This is a genomic window from Sphingomonas phyllosphaerae (assembly GCF_029623345.1).
GTDB lineage: Bacteria > Pseudomonadota > Alphaproteobacteria > Sphingomonadales > Sphingomonadaceae > Sphingomonas > Sphingomonas phyllosphaerae_C.
In genome coordinates this window covers 106,616-128,284 of sequence record NZ_JAPYKH010000012.1, presented here as the reverse complement: position 1 = coordinate 128,284, position 21,669 = coordinate 106,616, and the positions used below count along the sequence as shown (strand labels likewise).

Genomic DNA, 21,669 nt, shown 5'->3' with positions numbered 1-21,669 from the left:
CTACGTCTTCACCGCCGCTTTCTTCGCCGCCGCCTTCTTCGCGGGCGCCTTCTTCGCCGGCGCCTTCGCGGCCCCTGCCTCCTTCGTCGCGGCCGGCTTCTTCGCCGGCGCCTTCTTCTTGACCGGCTTTTTCGCCGGCGCCGCGGCGGCGCGGTCGTCGATCAGCTGCGCTGCCTCCTCCAGCGTCAGCTGATCGGGTGCGATCGTCTTGGGCAGCGTCGCATTGGTGGTGCCGTCGGTCACATAGGGCCCGTAGCGCCCCTCCATCAGCCGCAGCTCGGCCTCGGTCCGCGGATGCGCGCCCAGCACCTTGAGCGGCTCACGTGCCGCGCCGCGCTGCGGCCGTCCGCCGCTCGCCGCCGCCTCGGCCAGCTTCACCACCGCGGCGTTCATGCCGGTCTCGAACACCTCCGCGGTCGACTGCAGCCGCGCGTACTTACCCTCGTGGACCAGATAGGGGCCGTAACGCCCGATACTCGCGGCGATGTCCTTGCCGGTTTCGGGATGCTGGCCGATCACGCGCGGCAGATGGAGCAACTTCAGCGCCATCTCCAGATCGAGCTCGGCAATGTCCTTGGGGATCGAGGCGCGCTTGGCGTCCTTGCCGTCGCCCAGCTGGATGTACGGCCCGAACCGCCCCGACTTGCGCTCCACCGGCAGCCCCGTCTCGGGATCATGGCCGAGCTGCTCGGGCGCGGCATCCTCGGCCGCCTCAGCGCCCTGGGCGAAGCGGCGGGTGTACTTGCACTCGGGATAGTTGCTGCACGCGATGAACGCGCCGAACTTGCCGCCGCGCAGCGCCAGGCTGCCGACGTGGCACGCGGGGCAGAGCCGCGGGTCGGTCCCGTCCGCCTTGTCGGGGAAGAGATAGGGCGCGAGGAACTGGTCGAGCTGCGCGGTGACCTCGCTCGGCTTCTGCTCCATCACCTCGGCGGTGCGCGGCTTGAAGTCGCGCCAGAACGCCTCGAGCACCGCCTGCCATTGCGCGCGCCCGCCCGACACGTCGTCGAGCTCCTCCTCGAGCCCGGCGGTGTAATCGTAGCCGACGTAGCGCTCGAAGAAGCGCTCGAGGAAGGCGGTCACCAGCCGACCGCTCTCCTCGGCGAAGAAGCGGTTCTTCTCGACGCGCACATAAGCGCGGTCCTTGAGCGTCTTGATGATCGAGGCATAGGTCGAGGGGCGGCCGATCCCCAGCTCCTCCATGCGCTTGACCAACGACGCCTCGGAGAAGCGCGGCGGCGGCTGGGTGAAATGCTGCTCGGCGTCGACGCTCTTCTTCGCGGGCGAATCGCCCTCCTTCAGCCGCGGCAGGCGCTTGGCGTCCTCGTCCTGGCTGTCGTCCTGGCCTTCCTCGTAGAGCGCGAGATAGCCGGGGAAGAGCACCACCTGCCCGGTGGCGCGCAGCACGTGACGGCCGGTGCCGTCGGCCAGCTCCACCGTGGTGCGCTCCATCCGCGCCGAGGCCATCTGGCTCGCCAGCGCGCGCTTCCACACGAGATCGTACAGCCGCGCGTGATCACCCGAGCCGACGCGGTCGCGGCCGAAATCGGTCGGGCGGATCGCCTCGTGCGCTTCCTGCGCGTTCTTCGCCTTGGTCTGGTACATCCGCGGCTTGTCGGGGACGTAGCCGCCATCATAGCGATGCGCGATCGCGGCGCGTGCGGCGGAGATGGCGCTGCCATCCATCTGCACGCCATCGGTGCGCATATAAGTGATCGCGCCGTCCTCGTAGAGCTGCTGCGCGATCCGCATCGTGTGGTCGGCGGAGAAGCCGAGCTTGCGCGCGGCTTCCTGCTGGAGCGTCGAGGTGGTGAAGGGCGGCGGCGGGTTGCGCGTCGCCGGCTTGGTCTCGACCGACTGGACCGAGAAATTGCCGGCCTCGACATCGGCCTTGGCGCGCAGCGCGTCGCCCTCGTTGCCGATGGAGAGCCGGTCGAGCTTCTTGCCTTCCCATTGCACCAGCCGCGCGACGAAGGGCGTCCCGTCCTGCTCGAGGTTGCCGGTGACCGACCAATATTCCTGCGCGCGGAACGCCTCGATCTCGCGCTCGCGCGAGACGATCAGCCGCAGCGCGACCGACTGGACGCGCCCCGCCGACTTGGCGCCGGGCAGCTTGCGCCACAGCACCGGCGAGAGCGTGAAGCCGACGAGATAGTCGAGCGCGCGGCGCGCCCGGTATGCGTCGATCAGATCGGTATCGAGCTGGCGCGGGTTGGCCATCGCCTGCGTCACCGCCGGCTTGGTGATGGCGTTGAAGGTGACGCGCTGGACGTCCTTAGGCAGCACCTTGCGCTTGGCCAGCACCTCCTGAACGTGCCACGAGATCGCCTCACCCTCGCGATCGGGGTCGGTCGCGAGGATCAGCCGGTCGGCGGTCTTGGCGAGATCGGCGATCGCCTTGAGCTGCTTGGCCTTGTCCGCGTAATTCTCCCATTCCATCGCGAACCCCTCGTCGGGGTTCACTGACCCGTCGCGTGGCGGCAGGTCGCGGATATGGCCGTAGCTCGCGAGCACGCGATAATCCGAGCCGAGGTATTTTTCGATGGTCTTCGCCTTGGCGGGCGATTCGACGATGACGAGCTGCATAAGCGGTCGGTAGCGGTCCTTACGTGTACGCGCGAGGGTGGGTGGCCGGAGCGGGCGCGTCAAGCGAGGGGAGTGAGCGGGGGAGCGGCGGCAACAATCCTTCCCGCTCGCAGGGAGGAATTGAGAGTCTCACCGCGTCGGCACGGGGGTCTCGCCCGAGTAGTCGTAGAAGCCGCGCCCACTCTTGCGCCCATACCAGCCGGCTTCGACGTATTTCATCAGCAGCGGTGCGGGGCGGAACTTGGGGTCGCCGGTGCCGTCGAACAGCACGCGCGTGATCTCGAGGCAGGTGTCGAGCCCGATGAAGTCGGCCAGCGTCAACGGCCCCATCGGATGGTTAAGCCCGAGCTGGCAGGCGGCGTCGATGTCGGGGATCGTCGCGACGCCCTCGCCCAGCGCGAACACCGCTTCGTTGATATAGGGCATCAGCACGCGGTTGACGATGAAGCCCGGCGCGTCGCTGGCATGGACCACGCGCTTGCCCAGCCGGGCGGCGAAACGCTCGATCGCGGCCACCGTCGCGTCGGCGGTGGCGAGGCCACGAATCACCTCGATCAGCCCCATCACCGGCACCGGATTGAAGAAGTGCACGCCGATGAAGCGCGCTGGATCGGGCGCGGCCTGCGCCAGCCGCGTGATTGGGATCGACGAGGTGTTGGTGGCGAGGATCGCGTCCGCGCCCAGCACCTCGCCGACCCCGGCAAAGATCGCGCGCTTGATCTCCTCGCGCTCGGTCGCCGCCTCGATCACCAGCGCGCAGCTCGCCATCGCGTCATAGCCCGCGACCGGCTCGATCCGGGCGAGCGTGGCGTCGCGCGTGGCGGCGTCGATCTTCTGCTTGGTCACGTCGCGGTCGAGCCGCGTGGCGATGCCGTCGCGACCTTTCGCCGCGCGCGCCTGATCGACGTCGGCGAGCAGCACGTGCGCGCCCGCCGCGGCGGCGACCTGCGCGATCCCCGCTCCCATCTGCCCCGCGCCAATGACGCCGATCCTGTCCATGCCCGTCTCCTGTGCGGCGCGTGCGCCGCTAATGCCGCCGACGGCTCGGCCGTCGCCGCTTCTCGGCGAGCGCTGTAGCGGGACGGGAGTGGGAGGTGAAGCGGTACGGCGGAACCTGCCGCCGCCTCGGCGTAGGAGCGATCGATCGGGGCCGAGCCGTGCTCCGGCGTTCGCCGGAGCACGGTGGCGGTACGTCAGCTCAGGCCGACAGCTTCTGGCTGAACGCGTCGGCCGGCTTGAGCTGGTCGATGCGATCGGCGTTCATCACCTTGTCCCACGCCTTGACGAAGTCGCGGACCATCTTCTCCTTCGAGTCAGACTGGGCGTAAACCTCGGCCTGGGCACGCAGCTCGGACTGCGAGCCGAAGATCAGGTCGACGCGCGTGGCGGTCCAGGTCGGCGCCTTGGTCTTGCGGTTCATGCCCTGGAAGCGGTTGTTCGACTCGGTCGCAACCCATTCATTCTCCATCGTCAGCAAGTTGACGAAGAAGTCGTTGCTCAGCACGCCGACGCGGTCGGTGAACACGCCCTCCTCGGCGCCGAACGCATTGGCGCCGAGCACGCGCAACCCGCCGACCAGCACGGTCATCTCGGGCGCGGTCAGCCGCATCAGCTGCGCCTTGTCGACCAACGCCTCTTCCGGGGCCATGAAGGCGCCGTCCCAGTAATAGTTACGGAAACCGTCGGCCATCGGCTTGAGCGCCTGGAACGAGTGGACGTCGGTCCATTCCTCGCTCGCGTCCATCCGGCCCGGGGTGAACGGCACCTCGACGTCCACGCCGCCGTCGCGCGCCGCCTTCTCCACCGCGGCGGTGCCTGCGAGCACGATCAGGTCCGCGATCGACACCTTCTTGCCGCCGGTCGCACCCGCCTCGAACTCGGCCTTCACCTGCTCCAGCTTGGGCAGCACCTGCGCCAGCAGCGCGGGATCGTTGACGTCCCAGTCCTTCTGCGGCGCGAAGCGGATCCGCGCGCCATTGGCGCCGCCGCGCTTGTCCGAGCCGCGGAAGGTCGAGGCCGAGGCCCAGGCGACCGACACCAGCTGCGGCACGGTGAAGCCGAGCCCGAGCAGCTTGGCCTTGAGCTCGGCGATCTCGCCCGCCTCGATCACGGGATGATCGAGCGCCGGGATAGGATCCTGCCAGATCATCGTCTCTTCCGGCACGAGCTTGCCGAGGTAGCGCTCGCGCGGGCCCATGTCGCGATGGGTCAGCTTGAACCAGGCGCGCGCGAAGGCGTCGGCGAATTCGTCGGGATTCTCGAGGAAGCGGCGCGAGATCTTCTCATAAGCGGGATCGGCGCGCAGCGCGATGTCCGAAGTGAGCATCGTCGGGCGATGCTTCTTGTCGGGGTCGTAGGCGTCGGGCACGTCCTCGGGAGCGTCCTTGGCGATCCATTGGTGCGCGCCCGCGGGGCTCTTGGTCAGCTCCCATTCGAAGCCGAACAGATTTTCGAAATAGCGGTTCGACCATTGCGTCGGCGTCTGGCTCCACGTCACCTCGAGCCCCGAGGTGATCGCGTGCGTGCCGACGCCGCTCTCGAACTTGCTGCGCCAGCCGAGCCCCTGGTCCTCGATCACCGCGCCCTCGGGCTCGACGCCGATGAATGACGGGTCACCCGCGCCGTGCGTCTTGCCGAACGTGTGGCCGCCCGCGACCAGCGCCACGGTCTCCTCGTCGTTCATCGCCATGCGGCCGAACGTCTCGCGGATGTCGTGCGCCGAGCGCGCCGGGTCGGGCTCGCCATTGGGACCTTCGGGATTGACGTAGATCAGGCCCATCTGCACCGCGCCGAGCCCGGGGTGGAGCTGACGCTCGCCCGAATAGCGCTCGTCGCCGAGCCAGCTGCCCTCGGGGCCCCAGAACAGCTCCTCGGGCTCCCAGGTGTCGGCGCGGCCGCCCGCGAAGCCGAAGGTCTTGAACCCCATCGACTCGAGCGCGGCATTGCCGACAAGCACGAACAGGTCCGCCCAGCTCAGCGCGTTGCCGTACTTCTGCTTGATCGGCCACAGCAGGCGGCGGCCCTTGTCGAGGCTGGCATTGTCGGGCCAGGAATTGAGCGGGGCGAAGCGCTGTTGTCCGCCGCCGGCGCCGCCGCGCCCGTCGGTGATGCGATAGGTGCCCGCCGAATGCCAGGCGAGGCGGATGAACAGGCCGCCGTAATGGCCGAAGTCCGCCGGCCACCAGTCCTGCGAGTCGGTCATCAGCGCCTTGAGGTCGGTCATCACCGCATCGAGGTCGAGCGTGGCGAACGCGGCGGCATAGTCGAAGTCCGCGCCGAGCGGGTTGGAGCGCGGCGAGTGCTGGTTGAGCGCGGTGAGGCTGAGCCCCTCCGGCCACCATTCGCGATTGCCCTGGCGCTTCGAGCGATTGCCCCCGCCGTGCCCGACGACGGGGCAGCCGCCGCCCACTTCGCCCGTCTTCGCGTCCATGCTCGCTCTCCTCAGCATCGTGGCCCGCACGCTCCTGCGCGGCGGTACGCCACCGTTGACGAGGGGATAGGCCGTTCCGGTGACGCGAGTAAAATCGATTAAAGGCGTAGCTTTGAAGGAGTGGGTCGATCAGTGAGTCAGATCCTCCCCGGCACGGGGAGGGGACGGCGCGCAGCGCTGACGGAGGGGGCTGTCCACGAACGATCCGGCTCGTGTGCCGAGGGCCTCCTCCACCACCGGCCTGCGGCCGGCGGTCCCCCCTCCCCGTGCCGGGGAGGATCTTGCGCCCTCGCAACCCATTGCATCGCCCCGCACATGCCGTCACCACGCGCGGCATGACCGCGCTCCCGCCCCCGCCCGCCGACCTGCTCGACGGAGCCAGCCTGTTCCTCGACTTCGACGGCACCCTGGTCGACATCGCCGACACGCCCGACGCGGTCGCGGTGGCCGACCATGTCCCGAGCCTGCTCGCGCGGCTGGTCGACGCGCTCGACGGGCGCGTCGCGATCGTCAGCGGGCGCCCCGTCGCGGAGGTGCGCGCGCTGCTCGCCCCCGCCCTGCTCACCGTCGCGGGCAGCCACGGGCTGGAGATCGCAGGCGCCGATGGCGGCTGCTACGCCCCCGAGCGCCCGCCCGCGCTGGACGAGGCGCTCGCCGCCGCGCGCGACCTCGCCGCGCTTCACCCCGGCGTGCTGATCGAGGACAAGCCGTTCGGCGTCGGCCTCCATTATCGCCAGGCCCCCACGGCCGAAGAAGCAGTGACCGCGCTCGCCGACCAGCTCGCCGCCGCGCACGACCTCAAGGTCCAGCACGGCAAGATGGTGGCCGAGCTGCGCCTGCGCGGGCGCGACAAGGGCAGCGCCGTCGACCTGCTGATGGCGGAACCCGCGCGGCGCCACACGCGTCCTGTGTTCATGGGGGACGACGTGACCGACGAGGCGGGCTTTGCCGCCGCGCGCGCCCTTAGCGGCGCGGGCGTGCTGGTGGGCCCGGCGCGCGACACCGCCGCCGCCTATCGGCTCGACGACGTCGCCGCCGCACTCGCCTGGCTCGCCGCCGCCTGCCCCTCCCCCGACACGACGGAGACATGATGACCAACCTCGACCTGTGGCCGATCGGCAATTGCCAGGTGAGCGCGCTGGTGGACCGCGCCGGCCGCTTCGTCTGGGGCTGCGTCCCGCGCGTCGACGGCGACCCGCTCTTCTCCGCGCTGCTCGGCGGCGAGGCGCCCGACAGCGGCTATTGGGGCATCGAGATCGAGGACAGCGTCTCGGTCGAGCAGGAATATATCCGCAACACCCCGATCCTGGTCACGCGTCACGTCGACAGCCACGGCGGCGCGATCGAGGTGATCGACTTCTGCCCGCGCTTCGCGCGCGAGGGGCGGACCTATCGCCCGGTCGGCTATGCGCGGATCATCCGCCCGGTCGCGGGCAGCCCGCGCGTCCGCGTCAAGCTGCGCCCGACCTGCGGCTGGGGCGGCGGCTGCCGCGAGCAGATCGGCGGCTCCAACCACCTGCGGCTGCTGCTCGACACGATCGCGCTGCGGCTCACCACCACCGCGCCGATCGCGATGGTGCAGGGCGAGCACGCCTTCCGCGTCGAGCGCCCGCTCCACTTCTTCCTCGGGCCGGACGAGAGCTTCCAGGGCGACCTCGCCAGCACCGTCGACCTCATGCTCTATCGCACGACGCAGGAATGGCAGGGCTGGGTGCGCGGGCTGGCGATCCCGCTCGAGTGGCAGGAGACGGTGATCCGATGTGCGATCACGCTCAAGCTGTGCCAGCATGAGGAGACCGGCGCGATCGTCGCGGCGCTGACCACCTCGGTGCCCGAGCATGCCGGGTCGCAGCGCAACTGGGACTATCGTTACTGCTGGATCCGCGACGCTTATTACACCGTGCAGGCGCTCAACCGGCTCGGCGCGCTCGACGTGCTGGAGGGTTATCTCGGTTATTTGCGCAACATCGTCGACGCGGCGCGCGGCGGGCATATCCAGCCCTTGTACGGCGTGCTCGGTGAGGCGCAGCTGCCCGAGCGGATCGAGGAGCAGCTCGCCGGCTATCGCGGCATGGGGCCGGTGCGCGTCGGCAACCAGGCGGCCGAGCAGATCCAGCACGACGCCTACGGCCAGATCGTGCTCTGCTCGGTCCACGCCTTCTTCGACCATCGCCTGTTCCGCGCCAGCGGCGTCGAGGACTTCGAGGCGCTGGAGCGCGTCGGCGAGCGCGCCTGGGCCTATTACGACCAGCCCGACGCCGGACTGTGGGAGCTGCGCACGCGGCAGAGCGTCCACACCTATTCCAGCGCGATGTGCTGGGCGGCGTGCGACCGGCTCGCCAACGCCGCCGAGCGGCTCGGGCTGGCCAAGCGCCAGGCGGTATGGGCGGAGCGCGCGCAGGTGATCCGCGCGCGCATCGAGGGCGCGGCGTGGCGCGAGGAGACGCGGCGTATGTCCGCCACCTTCGCGGGCGACGACCTCGACGCCAGCGTGCTCCAGCTGCTCGACCTGCGCTTCCTCGAGGCCGACGACCCGCGCTTCCTCGACACGCTGGCGGCGATCGAGACCGGGCTGCGGCGCGGCTCGACGATGCTGCGCTACGACACCGAGGACGATTTCGGCCTGCCCGAGACCGCCTTCAACGTCTGCACCTTCTGGCTGATCGAGGCCTTGTACCTCACCGGCCGCAGCGACGAGGCGCGCGCGCTGTTCGAGGAGATGCTGACGCGCTGCACCGCCGCCGGGCTGCTGTCCGAGGACATCGATCCCCAGAGTGGGGAACTCTGGGGAAACTATCCGCAAACCTATTCGCTGGTTGGCATGATCAACTGCGCCGCCATGTTGAGCAAACCCTGGAGTAGCATTCGTTGAGTCGGCTGATCGTCATCTCGAACCGTGTCACCGCGCCCAAGGGTTCCACCGCGGGGGCGCAAGGCGGGCTGGCGGTGGCGATGGCGGCGGCGTTGCGCGATCGCGGCGGCTTGTGGTTCGGCTGGTCGGGCGAGCAGACCGAGACCTTCAGCGGCCATATCAACTTCCAGCGCAACCAGGGCGTGACCACCGCGACGGTGGATCTCGAAGAACAGGATATCCAGGAATATTACGACGGCTATGCCAATCGTACGCTCTGGCCGCTGTTCCATTATCGCATCGACCTGGCCGAATATGAGCGCGAGTTCGCGGGCGGCTATCAGCGCACCAACCAACGCTTCGCCGATACCGTCCGCCCGCTGATCGAGCCCGAGGATCTGGTGTGGATCCAGGATTATCACATGTTCCCGCTGGGCGCCGAGCTGCGCGCACGCGGGTGCCGCAACAAGATCGGTTTCTTCCTCCACATCCCCTGGCCGCCGCGGCGGCTGCTCGGCACGCTGCCCAACGCGCGCGAGCTGGTGGAGACGTTGTTCGCTTATGACCTGATCGGTTTCCACACCGCCGAATGGCTCGACTCGTTCCGTGACTTCGCGATCCAGGACATGGGCGCGACGGTCGACGAGCACGGCATCGCGCGGCTCGGCGACCGCTGCGTCAAGCTGGTGGCCTGCCCGATCGGGATCGACGCCGCCGAGTTCGCCGAGATGTCCAAGGGCGTCACCGCGCGGCTGGCCTATCGCCAGATGCGCGACAGCGCGACCGGGCGCGACATGATCGTCGGCGTCGACCGGCTCGATTATTCCAAGGGGCTGGAGGAGCGTTTCCTCGGTTACGAGCGCTTCCTGATCGAGCATCCCGAGGAGCGCAAGGAAGTGTTCCTGCTCCAGATCGCGCCGCCCAGCCGCGTGTCGGTGGAGAGCTATCAGCGCATCCGCACCTCGCTCGAGCAGATTTCGGGGCGGATCAACGGCGAATATGCCGACGTCGATTGGGTGCCGATCCGCTACGTTAACCAGGGCTATCCGCGCGACCAGCTCGCCGGCATCTACCGCGCCGCCAAGATCGGGCTGGTGACCCCGCTGCGCGACGGCATGAACCTGGTGGCGAAGGAATATGTCGCCGCGCAGGACCCGGCGGACCCGGGCGTGCTGGTGCTGTCGCGCTTCGCCGGTGCGGCCGAGCAGATGCCCGAGGCGCTGCTGGTGAACCCGTATAGCGCCGAGGAAGTGTCCGACGCGATCTGGCAGGCGCTGCGCATGCCGCGCGACGAGCGCGTGCGCCGCTGGGAAGCGCTGATGGAAGGCGTCCAGTCGCAGGACGTGACCTGGTGGGCGAGCGAGTTCCTCGGCGCGCTGGAGCGGGTGGAGGCGAAGGAGCGAGCGGCGTAGCGCGTCGGCGTTCCCCACCCCGGGTCAGACGCGCCGTTGCACCGCGCGGCCCTGCGCTGGGATAGTAAAGGGAGAACGGGGGGAGACGTTATTGAAGTGCGCACATGGATCCTGGGACGCCGTCGCCGGTCGACCGCCGAACTTTATTTCGACGCCTCGCCCGAGGCGATCTACATCGTGCAGGACGGCCGTTACGCCGATTGCAATCCGGCCACGCTCCGCCTGTTCGGTCGCACCCGCGAGGAATTCATCGGCCAGCCGCTGGGGCTGACCGCCCCGGAGTTGCAGGACAATGGCGTGCCGACACGGGCCGCCGTCGACGCGCTCATGAGAGAGGCGAAGCGATCCGGCGTCGCGCGCATGCCGTTCCGCGGGCTCCGCCGGGACGGCACGCAATTCCCCGGCCTCGTCTCGCTGTTCGTGGCGCAGCGCCACGGCCGCCCCGCGATGATCGTGACCTGCATCGACATCAGCGAGATCGACGCGCTGATCGGTGCACTCACGGGCGGGCTCGCACGGCTGGCCGGCGGTGACCTCAGCCAGCCGATCGCGACCGCGCTCAACGAGCGGTACGAGCCGGTGCGGGCCGCTTATAATCAGGTGCTGATCGATCTGCGCGCAATCGTCGCGGCGGTGCGCGATCGCGCCGGCGCGATCGACGCGGACACAAGGGCGATCCGCGCGGGCGCCGCGGCGCTGGCCGAACGCACCGAGCGTCAGGCCGCGGCGCTGGAGCAGAGCGCCGCCGCGCTCGAGGAACTCACCCGCGACGTCGCCGCCGCCGCCGATGACGGCGCGCGTGCCGACCAACTCGCCGCCGAGGCGAGCGCGGCCGCCGCGGCGAGCGGCGACGTGGCGCTGCGCGCGATCGCGGCGATGCACGGGATCGAGCGCAGCGGCGCCGAGATTGGCGACATCATCGCGCTGATCGACGGCATCGCCTTCCAGACCAACCTGCTCGCGCTCAACGCCGGCGTCGAGGCGGCGCGCGCGGGAGAGGCGGGGCGCGGGTTCGCGGTGGTGGCGCAGGAGGTGCGCGCGCTGGCGCAGCGTTCCGCCGAGGCGGCGCGCCAGGTAAAGGCGCGTGTCGGCGCGGTCGGGGGCGAGATCGCCACTGGCGTACGGCTGGTCGGCGAGACCGACGCCGCGCTGCGCCATATCCTGGCGCGCGTGGACGACGCGCGCGCGCTGGTCGCGCGGGTCGCCGACAGCGGGCGCAAACAGGCGGCGGGGCTCGGCCAGGTCAATGCCGCGGTAAGCGAGATGAGCCGGATGACGCAGGACAATGCCACGATGGCGCAGGAGACCGACGCGGCCTCCATCGGCCTAGCCGAGCGCGCCATCGATCTCGGCCGCCAGCTCGCGCGTTTCCGGCTCGACGCCGCGACCGGTCCGGCCACGGCCGCACCGCGGCGCGCCACGCTAACCCGCCACCCGAGCTGAGGCGCCTAACCCGGTTCAACCCGCCGTGGTGCGCTCGTCCCCGCCCTCCACCATCACCCGACGCCGCAGCAAAGCCTCGGGCATTTCGGCACGGATGAACGCCAGCAGCGCCTCGCGCACGTCGCAGCGCAGGTCGAAGGCGATGGCGGCGTCGCGCGCGGTCATCAGCCCGCGCAGCTCGATCGAGCCGTCGGGCTTGGTGTCGGTCACCTGCAGGTTCCAGAAGCGCTTGTCCCAGCGCGGGTTGCTGGTGACGATCTCGCCCAGCTTCACGCGCAGCCGCTCGACGTCCACCGTCGGGTCGAGATACCAGAACACGCTGCCGAGCAGCGCGCTCGACTGGCGCGTCCAGTTCTGGAAGCTCTGTTCGAGGAATTTGGAGACGGGCACCACCAGCCGGCGCTCGTCCCAGATCTTGACGACCACATAGGTCAGCCGGATTTCCTCGATCCGTCCCCATTCGCCGTCGATGATCACCACGTCGTCGATCCGGATCGGCTCGGTGAAGATCATCTGGAATCCGGCGATCAGGTTCTTGAGCGCGGGCTGCGCCGCCGCGCCCACGGCGAGCCCGGCGAGACCCGCCGAGGCCGCGAGCGTCACCCCCAGGCTGCGCACGGTGGGGATCGTCATCAGCATCGTGCAGATCGTCACCAGCAGCACCACCGAGACGATGATCTGGCGCAGGATGCCGAGCCGGGTGCGGCGCCGCCGCGCGCGCAGATTGTCCTCCACGCTGATGTCGGCGCGCCGCATCATCACGTCGATCACCGTCCCGATCGCGACGATCGCGCACCAGCCCATCAGCCCCGGCACCAGCAGCGCGGAGAGCCGCGCCCACGACGTCGCCGCGCCGCGGCTGAGATCGAGCGCCGGCTGCACCGCCGCCAGCGCGATCGCGATCAGCAGCCAGCGCAGCAGCTTGCGCACGCGCTCGACGAACACCGCGGCGGTGCTGTCGGGGCGCGCGCGGGTTGCGCGACGCGCCACCCAGACGATCACGCGGTGCGCCACTAGCGCCAGCGCCACCGCTCCCGCAACATAGGCAATGCCGAGCAGCCAGTCGGGCATCTCGCGCGTCCACGCGCGTAGCGTTCGGGTCAGCGCGGCCATCGATGCTCCCTGCGGTGGTATTCCGGAGGCGCAACGAGGGCGCGCGGGCGGGCGTTCCCTCGCGGGCGCGGAGAGAGGCCGACCGATGGGATCGAGGCACGGCACAGAGGTACCCTGCGCCAGCCTCTCCCCCTCGCGTCATTCCTATTTCGTGTCAGGATCCACTAATGCGAAGGCACTGCACCGCTGCGGTGTGCGGCGGCCTGGAACCTGAGACAAGCTCGGGATGAGGCGAGCTTCGTGGGGGAGATGGCGTCGAGTTATCTCCCTTTCCGTTCCCCGGCGAAGGCCGGGGCCCAGGTGGGGAGGCCGCGGTGGCTCTCATCAACGTCACCCGGCTCGGCCCCGGCCTTCGCCGGGGCACGCGTGAACACGCTATTGCCGCGCCGACATTGACCGCACCTGGTCTCACCTGATATCGTCTCATACGATACCATTGCGAGACCGACCATGCAGCATATCGACGTCAATCCGATGGGGCTCGACGGCTTCGAGTTCTGCGAGTTCACCGCGCCCGACGCGGACGCGCTGGCGGCGCAGTTCGAGGCGCTCGGCTTCGTCGCCACCGCGACGCATCCCACCCGCGCGCTCACCCGCTACCAGCAGGGCCGCATCAACCTGCTGATCAACCGCGAGCAGAGCGGCCATGCCGCGGACTTCCGCGCCGCGCACGGCCCGTCGGCGAGCGCGATGGCGTTCCGCGTTCAGGACGCGCGCGCCGCTTACGACGCCGCGATCGCGCGCGGTGCGAAACCAGCGCCGGCGGGTCAGGCGCTCGACGAACTCCCCGCGCTGGAAGGGATCGGGGGCTCGCTGCTCTACCTCGTCGACCACCATGGCGCGGCGGGCTCAATCTACGACGATTGGGGCCAGGTGCCCGGCGCGGCGGAGGCGATGGCCGAGAACAACGTCGGGCTCGACCTGCTCGACCACCTCACGCACAACGTCCGGCGCGGCCAGATGCGCGTCTGGGCCGAGTTCTACGGTCAAATCTTCGGCTTCGAGGAGCAGAAGTATTTCGACATCAAGGGCAAGGCGACCGGGCTGTTCAGCCAGGCGATGATCGCGCCCGACCGCGCGATCCGCATCCCGCTCAACGAGAGCCAGGACGACAAGAGCCAGATCGAGGAGTTCATCCGCGATTACAACGGCGAGGGCATTCAGCATCTCGCGCTCACCACCGACGATATCTACGCCACGGTGGAGAGGCTGCGGGCGCGCGGGGTGAGACTGCAGGACACGATCGAGACGTATTACGAGCTGGTCGACCAGCGCGTGCCGGACCATGGCGAGGATCTGGAACGGCTGCGCAAGAACCGTATCCTGATCGACGGCAACGTCGGCGAGGAAGGGCTGCTGCTCCAGATCTTCACCGAGACGATGGTGGGGCCGATCTTCTTCGAGATCATCCAGCGCAAGGGCAACCAGGGCTTCGGCAACGGCAATTTTCAGGCGCTGTACGAGTCGATCGAGCTCGACCAGATCCGCCGCGGGGTGATCACGGTCGATGCGTGAGGCGACCGTGTTCCTGCGCACGCAGGAACCCAGGGCCGCAGGCGCCGACGCGCGTGATCCTGCGCTCCTGCCTGCGCAGGAGCACGGCCTGTGCGCACCGCCGCCCCACCTACCGGTCGCCCCGGCATCCGCCGGGGTGGTGCTGAGGCGCGGCCGGGTGGCAAGCCGCGCGGCGCAGATCTCGCGAAATGACGCCACGAGCGTGAGACGGAGAGAACGACCCGCGCCAGCGGGCCAGCACAGGAGCGGCGCATGAGCGACTTTATCCCCGGCTTCGGCAACCACGTATCGACCGAGGCGGTAGCCGGCGCGCTGCCGATCGGGCGCAATTCGCCGCAGAAGCCCGCCTTCGGCCTCTACGCCGAGCAGCTCTCCGGCACCGCCTTCACCGCGCCGCGCCACGAGAACCGCCGCTCCTGGTTGTACCGGCTGCGACCCACCGCGGAACACCCGCCCTACAGCCGCTACCATGGCGCGCCGCTGTTCGCCCCCGGCACCGACGTCGCGCCGCTCGCCCCCAACCGGCTGCGCTGGGATCCGCTCGCTGCGCCCGACGCGCCGACCGACCTGATCGACGGCATGGTGACGATGCTCGCCAACCGCGATCCCGCCGACCTCGAGGGGGTCGCGCTCCACGTCTATGCCGCCAATCGCGACATGACCGACCGCGTCTTCATGGATTCGGACGGCGAGCTCCTCTTCATTCCTCAGGCGGGTCGGCTGCGGCTCGACACCGAGCTCGGCCGCATCGACGTCGCGCCCGGGCAGGTCGCGCTGGTGCCGCGCGGGGTGCGGTTCCGCGCGACGCTGCCCGACGGCCACGCCAGCGGCTATGTCGCGGAGAACCACGGCGCACTGTTCCGCCTGCCCGATCTCGGCCCGATCGGCGCCAACGGGCTCGCCAACCCACGCGACTTCGAGACGCCCGTGGCGCGCTTCGAAGACGAGGACCGCCCCACCGAGGTGGTGCAGAAGTTCCTCGGCACGCTCTGGAGCACCACGCTCGACCACAGCCCGCTCGACGTGGTGGCGTGGCACGGCAACCTCGCGCCGTGGCGCTACGACCTCGCGCGCTTCATGACGATCAACACGGTCAGCTTCGACCACCCGGATCCGTCGATCTTCACATTGCTCACCAGCCCGAGCGACGTGCCCGGCCGGGCCAACGCCGATTTCGTGATCTTCCCGCCGCGCTGGATGGTGGCGGAGGACACGTTCCGCCCGCCATGGTTTCACCGCAACGTGATGAGCGAGGCGATGGGGCTGATCACCGGCGCCTATGACGCCAAGGCGGAGGGCTTCCGACCCGGCGGCGTGTCGCTCCACAATATGATGGCGGGGCACGGGCCGGACCTGGCGAGCTGGCGCGGTGCGTCCGAGGCCGAGCTCAAGCCGCACAAGATCGAGGGGACGATGGCGTTCATGCTGGAGAGCTGCTGGCCGTACCGTCCGACGTCACACGCGCTGGCGCACGCGCAGCTCGACTATGACGCGGTGTGGAAGGACTTCCCCAAGGCGCAGGTACCGCCGCGCGCGTGAGCGAGGGGGAGCCAGCGGGCGGGCGCGTCGCGGCGACGCCCCCGGGGGTGACGCTGGCGCCGCTGGCCGCAATCGCGGACGGCGCCGCGCGCAACTTCGTGCTCCAGCTGCGCGCGGGGCGGTTCCACGGCTTCGTGGTGCGGCACGGGGAGGCGGTGTTCGGCTATGTCGATCGCTGCCCGCACGCCGGGCTGCCGCTGGCGCAGCGGCTCGACGATTATTTCGCCGCGGGGCACGTGCGCTGTTCGTGGCACGGCGCGCTGTTCGGCGTGGAGGACGGGATCTGCGTCGCGGGACCGTGCGTGGGGGCGCGGCTGGCGGTTTGGCCGGTGTCGGTGCGCGATGGGATGATCGTGACGGCGTGAGGCTCCGGTCGGAGGGGTGAAGCTGCCTCTCTCTCCCCTTCAGGGGAGGGTCGGGGTGGGGCGCTTCCTCAGGCGATGCGTCCGCGGATAGGGTCCACCCCCGTCCCCTCCCCTGAAGGGGAGGGAAGCTGATGGCTGACGTTTCCCTGCTTTCAGGATTTCCCGTGCGACGCCGCGAGACGAAGGTTCTGCAACGTTCCCCTTGGGGCGACGGGGTTTACCTCCGTCTCCGATCGCCGCTCTTCCCTTCAGAGACGCGACGCTCGCCCGCCCCGGAAGCGCAGCCCCAGCCACAGCGTCCGCGGGGTGGCGCGCTCGACCACGTCGGCGCCGCTGATCCCGGCCTCGACGCGCGCGTCGAACAAATTCTCCGCGCGCGCTTCCACCGCCACCGTCCGCGTCAGCGGCAGCGCCAGGTAACCGTCGAGCGTGGTCGCCGGCGCCAGCGCGCGCAGATTCTGGTCGTCCTCGAACTGGCGCGCGACGTGGCGCAGCGTCGCCGACGCCGCCAGCCGGTCGCGCCGCCAGCCGAGCGTCGCGGAGAGCTGGTCGAGCGGCGTCTGCGCCGGGCGTAGCCCGTCGAGCGCAGCGGCCGCGCCGCTCGCCGACACGCGCGGGTCGACATGGCTCCACGAGCCTGAGGCAGTCACCGCGCCGAGCGTCCAGCGCGCGTCGAGCTCGACCCCGCGCGAGCGGATCGAGTCGAGATTCTGCCGCACGCGATACGCCCCCGCGACGAAGCCGACGCCGGGGAAGGTCCCCGGCCCGGTGCCCGCGGTGACGTTGGCGATGGCGTCGTCGAGCCGGTTCCAGAAGACCGTCGCGGTCAGCGCCACCCCGCCGAGCGGCGTCACCGTGACGCCGCCGTCGACGCCGGTCAGCGTCTCCGGCGACAGCGCGGCATTGGCCGCGGTGGCGTCGGCGCCGACGCGGAACGGTCGGTAGAGTTCGTTGAGCGTCGGCAGCCGCCAGCCGCGATAGCCCGCCGCGCGGAACGTCACCGCGCTCACCGGCGCCCAGGCCGCGCCGACGCGACCGGTCGCCTCGCTGCCGCTGCGGTCGGCGAAGCGTGCGTCGCTCAGCGCCGCGCCCGCCGCCAGCGGGGTCTCGCGCAGGAAGCCGTTGTCGATCTTCCACCAGTCGACACGCCCGCCCGCGGTCAGCGTCAGCGTGCCGAGCGTCGCACTGGCGTCGGCGAAGGCGCCGAGCGTGCGCTGGTCGCCGCCCGCGACCCGGCGCCGCGTCGGCGCGGCGTTGACGAACGTGTACAGCTCCTGCGTCCGCCCGCTGACGTCGCGCCACTCCGCGCCGAGCCGCAGCTCACGCCCCTCGCCTACCGGCGGCGCGATCTCGAGCCGCGCGCCGGTGCCGGTCGCAGGCGTATTATATTGGTCGAGTGTCTGGGTGGCGCGGGTGCGCGCGATGTCGACGCTGGCGAAGCGCGACGCGAAGGCGCGCGTCTGGAGATAGGCCAGCGCGGTGAAGCCCCAGCTGCCGCGCCCGACCAGGCGCAGGCTGGCGTCGGCGCCCTCGCTGCGATTGTCGGTGAAGGCGGTGCCGCGCTCGCGCGTGTCGGTGAAGGCGGACACATTGGCCTGGAGCTCGATCGCGGGCGCCAGCGCGATCACGCCGCGCACCGCGCCCGAGGCCTGCTCATAGGGCGCCGGCCGGTCGGCGGGGCCGCGGTCCTCGCGCACGGTGGGGGTGAAGCCGTCGCCGCGCTGGTACGCGCCCGAAATCGTGGCAAAGCCGGCCCCGCTCGTCAGCGTCGCCGAGGCATTGGCGTCGACGGAGTCGCGGCTGCCGTAAGCGACCGACGCCATCACCGGGGCGAGCTGGCGCGGGTCGGCGCTCTCCAGCTCGACCGTACCCGCCAGCGCGCCCGCGCCGAGATAGCCGCTGCCACCGCCGCGCGTCACGCGCACGCGGCCGAGCCGGTCGGTGGCATAGGCCGGGAACGGCACCCAGCCGCCGAACGGATCGGTCTGCGGCACGCCGTCGAGCAGCAGCAGCGCGCGGCTCGACGCATTGCCGCCGATGCCGCGCAGGCTGATCCCCTGGCTGGTGGGGTTGGCCGAGCGCGAGTCGGAGCGGCGGAACTGCTGCAGCCCGGCGACGTCGGCGAGCACGCTCTCGAGCCGGTCGCTGGCGTTGGCGCGGAGCCGGTCCTGATCGATCGTGACGATCGAGAAGGCGCGGTCGCCGGCGCGCTCGTCGAGCCCGCGGCCGGTGACGACCACGTCGGGGGTGGCGGCGGTGGGGGCGTCCTGCGCTGCCGCCGGAGCGTCCTGCGCTGCGGCCGGGGTGGCGGCGAGAAAGGCGACAGGGATCGCGGCGGGAATCAGGAGCTTGCGCATGTGCGGCGGGGGTAGCGGAGCGCGCGCGCGGGGGCGAGCGAGATGTGATTGATCGCGATCGTGGTGGGGACCGATCCTCCCCGCCATGCGGGGGAGGATCTCAGGAAGAACTCGCCGCCTGCCTCATCCGCTTCCGCGCGCGCCAGCCGCCCCCCCTTACCCTTCCTCGCGCTCCAGCAGCCACGCCACGATCCGCTCCGCCGCGGCGTCGGCGCTCTCCGCCGCGGTGTCGACGCGCAGCTCGGGCGCTTCGGGTGGCTCGTACGGGCTGTCGATCCCGGTGAAGTTGGCCAACTGCCCGGCGCGCGCCTTGGCGTACAGCCCCTTGACGTCGCGCGCCTCCGCCGCCTCCAACGACGTGTCGACATGCACCTCGACGAACTCGCCCTCGGGCAGCATCGCGCGCACCATGTCGCGCTCGGCGCGGAACGGCGAGATGAAGGCGGTCAGCACGATCAGCCCCGCGTCGGTCATCAGCCGCGCCACCTCGCCGATGCGGCGGACGTTCTCCACCCGGTCGGCGTCGGTGAAGCCGAGATCGCGGTTGAGCCCGTGGCGCACATTGTCGCCGTCGAGCAGGAAGGTGTGGCGGTTCATCCGCGCCAGCTTCTTCTCGACGAGATTGGCGATGGTCGACTTGCCCGCCCCCGACAAGCCGGTGAACCACAGCACCGCGGGCCGCTGATTCTTGAGCGACGCGCGCTTCTCGCGCGTCACGTCGGTCGGCTGGCGGTGGACGTTGCTGGCACGTCGCAGCGCGAACCGGATCATCCCCGCCGCGACGGTGGCGTTGGTGGCCTTGTCGATCAGGATGAAGCCGCCCAGCTCGCGGCTCTGCTCATAGGGCTGGAACACGATCGGGCGGTCGAGCGACAAGGTCGCCACGCCGATCGCGTTGAGCTCCAGCGTGCGTGCGGCGGTTTGCTCGAGCGTGTTGACGTTGACCTGATATTTCGGCTGGCGCAGCACCGCCGAGGCGGTCTGCGTAGCGAGCTGGAAGGCATAGCTACGCCCCGGCAGCATTTCCTCTTCCGCCATCCATACCAGCGTCGCCTCGAACTGGTCGGCGACTTCAGGGGGATCGTCCGCGGCGGCGATGACGTCGCCGCGCGAGCAATCGACCTCGTCGGCGAGCGTCAGCGTCACCGCCTCGCCCGCTTCCGCCGACGCGCGGTCGCTGCCGAGCGCGACGATCCGCTTGACCGTCGTGGTCCGCCCCGAGGGGACGATCCGTACCGCGTCGCCGGGGCGCACCGCGCCGCCCGCGATCGTGCCCGCGAAGCCGCGGAAGTCGAGGTCGGGGCGGTTGACCCATTGCACCGGCAGGCGGAACGGCGCGCGCGCGGCGCGATCGGCATCGACGGGCACTTGCTCGAGATGCTCGATCAGCGTCGGCCCGTCATACCAGTCCATGTGCGTGCTGCGCGTCGCGATATTGTCGCCGCCCAGGCCCGACACCGGGATGGCGCGGAAGTCGGTGATGCCGATCTCGCTGGCGAAGGCGCGATAGGACAGGCGGATACGGTCGAACGCGGCCTGGTCGTAGCTCACCAGGTCCATCTTGTTGATCGCGAGCACGATGTGGCGGATGCCGAGCAGATGCGCGAGATAGGAGTGGCGCCGCGTCTGCGTCAGCACGCCCTTGCGCGCGTCGACCAGAATCACCGCGAGATCGGCGGTGGAGGCGCCGGTGACCATGTTGCGTGTGTATTGCTCGTGGCCCGGCGTGTCGGCGACGATGAACTTGCGCGTCTCGGTGGCGAAGAAGCGGTAGGCGACGTCGATCGTGATGCCCTGCTCGCGCTCGGCGGCGAGCCCGTCGACCAGCAAGGCGAAGTCGATGTTGCCGCCCTGCGTGCCGACGCGCCTGGAATCGTCCTCGAGCGCGGCGAGCTGGTCCTCGAAGACGTGCTTGCTGTCGTAGAGCAGCCGGCCGATCAGCGTCGACTTGCCATCGTCGACCGAGCCGCAGGTGAGGAAGCGCAGCAGCGACTTCTCGTCGTGCCGCGCGAGATAGGAAGCGACGTCGGCGCGGATCAGCGCATCGGGCTGGTAGCTGGTCATGCGCGGGGTTCCGGCTGTTCTGCAATTCTACCCGTGTCGGGGAGGCTTTTAGGGACCGCTCGCGGCCAGATCTGGCTCACCCCCATCAGAAATACCCCTGCTGCTTCTTCTGCTCCATGCTCGCGCCGGCATCCTGGTCGATCGCGCGGCCCTGGCGCTCGCTGGTGGTGGTGAGCAGCATCTCGCGGATCACGTCGTGCAAGCTCGCCGCCTCGCTCTCCACCGCGCCGCTCAGCGGGTAGCAGCCGAGCGTGCGGAAGCGGATCGAGCGTTCCACCGGCACCTCTCCTGGCGCCAGCGGGAAACGCTCGTCGTCGACCATCAGCAGCAGCCCGTCGCGCTCCACCGTCGGGCGCGGCGCCGCAAAATAGAGCGGCACGATCTCGATCTTCTCGCGCGCGATATATTGCCACACGTCGAGCTCGGTCCAGTTGGAGATCGGGAAGACGCGCATGCTCTCGCCCTTGGCGTGGCGCGCATTGTACAGCTGCCACAATTCAGGGCGCTGCGCCTTGGGATCCCAGCGGTGCGTCGCGCTGCGAAACGAGAAGATGCGCTCCTTGGCGCGGCTCTTCTCCTCGTCGCGGCGCGCGCCGCCGAACGCGGCGTCGAAGCGGTGGAGGTCGAGCGCCTGCTTGAGCCCCTCGGTCTTCCACAATTCGGTGTGGAGCGCGCCGTGGTCGAAGGGGTTGATCCCGCGCGCGAGCGCCTCGGGGTTGCGGTGGACGATCAGCTCCATCCCCGCCTCGCGCGCGGCACGATCGCGCAGCGCATACATCGCCTGGAACTTCCATGTCGTGTCGACGTGGAGCAGCGGGAACGGCGGGGGCGCGGGGTAGAAGGCCTTGCGCGCGAGATGGAGCATCACCGCGCTGTCCTTGCCGATCGAGTAGAGCATCACCGGCCGCTCCGCGACCGCGACCACCTCGCGCAGGATATGGATGCTCTCGGCCTCGAGCCGGTCGAGGTGGGTCAGCGTCATCGTCGGGCGGCT

Annotated in this window: 14 protein-coding genes; 7 read left to right on the top strand and 7 right to left on the bottom strand. The window is 70.1% G+C overall.

The window, feature by feature from the left end:
* From topA to katG, 3 genes are all read right to left on the bottom strand, one after another.
* Positions 1–2,586 carry a type I DNA topoisomerase gene (gene topA, locus QBJ89_RS13030; protein WP_277980909.1) on the bottom strand — a complete coding sequence of 862 codons (2,586 nt, stop codon included), beginning with the start codon at positions 2,584–2,586 and terminating at the stop codon, positions 1–3.
* Positions 2,587–2,715: 129 nt separating this feature from the next.
* Positions 2,716–3,585, bottom strand: coding sequence for a 3-hydroxybutyryl-CoA dehydrogenase (locus tag QBJ89_RS13025; RefSeq protein ID WP_277980908.1), 870 nt, complete (start codon positions 3,583–3,585; stop codon positions 2,716–2,718).
* A 199-nt stretch (positions 3,586–3,784) separates the two neighbouring features.
* On the bottom strand, positions 3,785–6,016 hold the full coding sequence (gene katG, locus QBJ89_RS13020) for a catalase/peroxidase HPI (RefSeq protein WP_277980907.1): 2,232 nt from the start codon (positions 6,014–6,016) through the stop codon (positions 3,785–3,787).
* A gap of 335 nt (positions 6,017–6,351) precedes the next feature.
* Here katG and otsB point away from each other — a divergent pair, with 335 nt between their 5' ends.
* The 4 genes from otsB to QBJ89_RS13000 all read left to right on the top strand — a co-directional run bounded on the left by otsB (position 6,352) and on the right by QBJ89_RS13000 (position 11,722).
* Positions 6,352–7,107 carry a trehalose-phosphatase gene (gene otsB / locus QBJ89_RS13015; RefSeq protein WP_277980906.1) on the top strand — a complete coding sequence of 252 codons (756 nt, stop codon included), beginning with the start codon at positions 6,352–6,354 and terminating at the stop codon, positions 7,105–7,107.
* Positions 7,107–8,888 carry a glycoside hydrolase family 15 protein gene (locus QBJ89_RS13010; protein WP_277980905.1) on the top strand — a complete coding sequence of 594 codons (1,782 nt, stop codon included), beginning with the start codon at positions 7,107–7,109 and terminating at the stop codon, positions 8,886–8,888. Before otsB ends, QBJ89_RS13010 begins: the two co-directional genes overlap by 1 nt.
* The gene (locus QBJ89_RS13005; protein WP_277980904.1) at positions 8,885–10,279 is read left to right on the top strand and encodes an alpha,alpha-trehalose-phosphate synthase (UDP-forming); all 1,395 of its coding nucleotides are present in this window, start codon (positions 8,885–8,887) and stop codon (positions 10,277–10,279) included. The genes QBJ89_RS13010 and QBJ89_RS13005 overlap by 4 nt, the downstream gene beginning before the upstream one ends.
* Before the next feature lie 96 nt (positions 10,280–10,375).
* The gene (locus QBJ89_RS13000; protein ID WP_277980903.1) at positions 10,376–11,722 is read left to right on the top strand and encodes a methyl-accepting chemotaxis protein; all 1,347 of its coding nucleotides are present in this window, start codon (positions 10,376–10,378) and stop codon (positions 11,720–11,722) included.
* Positions 11,723–11,737: 15 nt separating this feature from the next.
* On the opposite strand, the gene QBJ89_RS12995 is transcribed toward QBJ89_RS13000, so the two are convergent.
* The gene (locus QBJ89_RS12995) at positions 11,738–12,835 is read right to left on the bottom strand and encodes a mechanosensitive ion channel family protein (protein WP_277980902.1); all 1,098 of its coding nucleotides are present in this window, start codon (positions 12,833–12,835) and stop codon (positions 11,738–11,740) included.
* Positions 12,836–13,285: 450 nt separating this feature from the next.
* On the opposite strand from QBJ89_RS12995, the gene hppD reads away from it, so the two are divergent.
* From hppD to QBJ89_RS12980, 3 genes are all read left to right on the top strand, one after another.
* Positions 13,286–14,350, top strand: coding sequence for a 4-hydroxyphenylpyruvate dioxygenase (gene hppD / locus QBJ89_RS12990; RefSeq protein ID WP_277980901.1), 1,065 nt, complete (start codon positions 13,286–13,288; stop codon positions 14,348–14,350).
* A gap of 252 nt (positions 14,351–14,602) precedes the next feature.
* A complete protein-coding gene (hmgA, locus tag QBJ89_RS12985; protein WP_277980900.1) occupies positions 14,603–15,889 on the top strand; it encodes a homogentisate 1,2-dioxygenase in 1,287 nt (428 codons plus the stop codon).
* Entirely contained in the window at positions 15,886–16,254 is a 369-nt protein-coding gene (locus tag QBJ89_RS12980; protein WP_277980899.1) for a Rieske (2Fe-2S) protein, read from the top strand. The genes hmgA and QBJ89_RS12980 overlap by 4 nt, the downstream gene beginning before the upstream one ends.
* Before the next feature lie 248 nt (positions 16,255–16,502).
* On the opposite strand, the gene QBJ89_RS12975 is transcribed toward QBJ89_RS12980, so the two are convergent.
* The 3 genes from QBJ89_RS12975 to cysD all read right to left on the bottom strand — a co-directional run bounded on the left by QBJ89_RS12975 (position 16,503) and on the right by cysD (position 21,657).
* Complete coding sequence (locus QBJ89_RS12975) at positions 16,503–18,611, bottom strand: TonB-dependent receptor (RefSeq protein ID WP_277980898.1); 2,109 nt, start codon at positions 18,609–18,611, stop codon at positions 16,503–16,505.
* 156 nt (positions 18,612–18,767) lie between these two features.
* Entirely contained in the window at positions 18,768–20,675 is a 1,908-nt protein-coding gene (cysN, locus tag QBJ89_RS12970; protein WP_277980897.1) for a sulfate adenylyltransferase subunit CysN, read from the bottom strand.
* A gap of 85 nt (positions 20,676–20,760) precedes the next feature.
* A complete protein-coding gene (gene cysD, locus QBJ89_RS12965; protein ID WP_246617175.1) occupies positions 20,761–21,657 on the bottom strand; it encodes a sulfate adenylyltransferase subunit CysD in 897 nt (298 codons plus the stop codon).
* Positions 21,658–21,669 lie beyond the last annotated feature (12 nt).